The organism is Streptomyces sp. SBT349, assembly GCF_001083795.1.
In the GTDB taxonomy this organism is placed as follows: domain Bacteria; phylum Actinomycetota; class Actinomycetes; order Streptomycetales; family Streptomycetaceae; genus Streptomyces.
Window position 1 is genome coordinate 1 of record NZ_LAVK01000525.1, and the last position, 3,653, is coordinate 3,653.

1 protein-coding gene is annotated in these 3,653 nt (G+C 76.2%); it reads right to left on the reverse strand.

Annotated elements, in window-relative coordinates; translation table 11 throughout:
• A partial coding sequence (locus tag ADY01_RS34030; protein ID WP_159001608.1) for an SDR family NAD(P)-dependent oxidoreductase occupies nucleotides 1–3,605 on the reverse strand: 3,605 nt, incomplete at its 3' end.
• Nucleotides 3,606–3,653 lie beyond the last annotated feature (48 nt).

Consider the following 3,653-nt stretch of genomic DNA (forward strand, 5'->3'; position numbering starts at 1 on the left):
GGGTAGTCGAAGACGATGGTGGCGGGGAGCCTCAGGCCGGTGGCCGCGTTGAGGCGGTTGCGCAGCTCGACCGCGATGAGCGAGTCGATGCCGAGGTCCTTGAATCCCCTGCCCACCTCGATGGCGTCGGCGCCGGAGTGGCCCAGCACCACGGAGACATGGCCGCGGACCAGGTCGGTCAGCGCCTGCTCCCGCCGGTTGTCGGGCAGGCCGGCCAGGCGCCGGACGAGCGAGGAGTCACCCGGCTCGGCGCCGCCCGCGGCCGCGCGCCGGGCGGGGGCGCGGACCAGCCGGCGCATGAACGCGGGGAGCACCCCGCTGCCCGCCTGCGCGCGCAGCGCCGCCATGTCCAGCTGCATGGGCAGCACGAGCGGCTCGTCCAGGGCCAGGGCCGCGTCGAGCATCCCGAGCCCCTGCTTGTTGGAGAAGGGGACGACGCCGCTGCGCGCCATGCGGGCGCGGTCTTCCCTGCTGAGGTGGCGGGTCATCCCGCTGGCCTCGCCCCACAGGCCCCAGGCCAGGGAGACGGCCGGAAGCCCCTGGTCGCGGCGGTGGCGCGCGAGGGCGTCGAGGAAGGCGTTGGCCGCCGCGTAGTTCGCCTGTCCCGGGCCGCCGAACACGCCGGAGGACGAGGAGAACAGCACGAAGGCCGCGAGGTCCGCCCCGCGCGTCAGCTCGTGCAGGTTCACGGCCGCGTCCACCTTCGGCCGCAGCACCCGCTCCAGCTGCTCCTCGGTGAGGGCGTCGATCAGGCCGTCGTCGAGCACCCCGGCCGTGTGCACCACGGCGGTCAGCGGGTGCGCGGCGGGGATGCCCGTGAGGACGTCCGCCAGCGCGCCCCGGTCGGCGGCGTCGCAGGCGACGACGGCCACCTCGGCGCCCGCGTCGGCCAGCTCGTCGCGCAGCTCGGCGGCGCCCGGGGCGTTCGGGCCGCTCCGGCTCGTCAGCAGCAGGTGGCGCACGCCGTGTTCGGCCACCAGGTGCCGCGCCACCAGGGCGCCGAGGGTTCCCGTGCCGCCGGTGATCAGCACCGTGCCCTCGGGGTCGAGCACCCTGGGCATGGTCAGCACGATCTTGCCGACGTGCCGGGCCTGGCTCATGAACCGGAACGCGTCGGCGGCGCGGCGCACGTCCCACGTCGTCGTGGGCAGCGCCGTGAGCGTGCCTGCGCGGAGCAAGTCCACGATCGTGCCGAGCACCGTCCGCAGGCGGTCGGGGCCCGCCTCCATCAGGTCGAACGCCCGGTAGGTGACCCCCGGGTGGTCACCGGCGATCCGGTCCGCGTCGCGGAGGTCGGCCTTGCCCATCTCGACGAAGCGCCCGCCGTGCCGCAGCAGGCGCAGCGAGGCGTCCACGAACTCCTCGGTGAGCGAGTTGAGCACCACGTCCATGCCGTGGCCGTCACTGGCCGCGAGGAACGCCTCCTCGAAGTCCAGGGTCCGCGACGAGGCGATGTGGTCGTCGTCCAGCCCCATCGAGCGCAGCGTGTCCCACTTGCCCTCGCCGGCGGTGGCGAAGACCTCCGCCCCGAGGTGCCGGGCCAGCTGCACCGCGGCCATGCCGACGCCCCCGGCCGCCGCGTGCACCAGCACCCGGTCGCCGGCGCGCAGCCCGCCGAGGTCGGAGAGGCCGTAGAAGGCGGTCAGGAAGACGACGGGAACGGACGCGGCCCGCTCGAAGGAGAGCGTCTGCGGCACGCGCGCCAGCAGCCGGTGGTCGGCCACGGCGAGGGGGGCGAGACCGGCGTTCAGCAGGCCCATCACCCGGTCGCCGGGGGCCAGCCCGGTCACCCCGGGCCCGACCTCGACGACCGTTCCGGCGCCCTCGGTGCCCATCCTGGCCTCGTCGGGGTACATGCCGAGGGCGAGGAGGACATCGCGGAAGTTGAGGCCGGCGGCGCGCACCGCGACACGCACCTGTCCCTCCGCCAGCTCCCCGGAGACCTCCGGGTGGGGAATCAGCGACAGGTTCTCCAGCGTGCCCGGGGCCTCGCTGTCCAGCCGCCAGGGCACGTCCCCGGGCGGCGGCGTGAGCAGCCCGTCGGAGTCGGCCCGCGCCAGCCGCGGCACCAGCACACCTCGGCCCCGGACGGCGAGCTGCGGCTCGTCACCGGCCAGCCCCAGGGCGACGGCCTCGGGCAGCGCGGCATACGCACCGGCACCGGCACCGGCACCGGCGTCGAGGTCGATGAGCAGCAGCCGGTCGGGTTGCTCGCTCTGCGCCGAGCGCACCAGGCCGCACACGGCGGCGACCGCCGGATCGGCCCCGGAGGCGGCGCCCCACGTCACCACGACAAGACGGGAACCGGCGAGCCGGTCGTCGGCCAGCCAGGCGCGGATGTCCCGCAGCACGCGGCCGAGCACGGCCCGCGCGTCGTCACCGTCGCCCGGCGCGGCGGTGTCCGTCGCGACGGCCAGCAGCGCCACGGCCGGCACGGCCGCTCCCGCGTCCAGCCCGGCACGCAGCTCGGCGACGTGCGCGTACGCGCCGCCCGCCGCGATGCCCGCGGGCAGGCGCCCGTGGTCACCGAGCAGCACCCAGCCGCCCGGATCGGCGGTGGGAGCCTCGGCGGGCGTGGGGGCGGGCGCCCAGTCCAGGCGGAACAGCGAGTCGGCCCATTCGCCGCGCGCGCGTTCCAGCTGGCGCGCCGACACGGGGCGCGTGACCAGCGACCGCGCGGAGACCACGGGCTGCCCGGAGGCGTCCACGGCCGTCAAAGACAGTTCGTCGGGTCCCGTCAGGGACAGCCGCACGCGGAGATCCGTGGCTCCCGCGGCGTGCAGCGACACGCCCGTCCAGGAGAAGGGCAGCCGGGGCCTGTTGTCCTCGGCCGTCAGCACGGTGAGGCCGACGGCGTGCAGGGCGGCGTCGAGGAGGGCGGGATGCAGGCCGAACCGCGCCGCCTCCTGGCGCTGCGCCTCCGGCAGCGCGACCTCCGCGTACAGGTCGTCGCCCGACGTCCAGGCCGCGCGGAGCCCCTGGAAGGCCGGGCCGTAGCCGTATCCGGAGGCGGCGGCCCGCTCGTAGTAGCCGTCCACGTCCAGGGCCGTGGCGCCCGAGGGCGGCCAGGCGAGCAGTTCGTCGGGGAGGGCGTCGGCCGCGCCGGTGCCTCCCACGGCGAGCAGGCCCCCGGCGTTGCGCGTCCAGCCGTCGTCGGGGGAGCCGTCCACCGCGCTCTCGGGGCGGGAGTGGATGCTGACGGCGCGCCGGCCCTCGGCGTCCGCCGTTCCGATCGTGACCTGGAGTTGCACCGCGCCGTCCGGCGGCAGCACCAGGGGTGCCGCGAGCGTCAGCTCCTCGACACGGTCGCAGCCCACCTGGTCGCCGGCCCGCACGGCCAGTTCGACGAAGGCCGTGCCGGGCAGCAGCACCGTTCCCGCCACCGCGTGGTCGGCCAGCCAGGGGTGGGTGCGCAGCGAGAGGCGGCCGGTGAGGACGAACGCGTCGCCGTCCGGTTGTTCGTGCGCGGTGGCCAGCCCGATGGCGGCGCCGAGCAGCGGGTGGTCGGCGCCCGCCAGTCCCAGGCCCGCCGCGTCGGCACGCTCCTCGGTGGTTGTCTCCAGCCAGTACCGGCGGCGCTGGAAGGGATACGTCGGCAACTCCACCGGCGCAGTGGCACCCGCCCCCGCCACCAGCGGCGACCAGTCCACCGA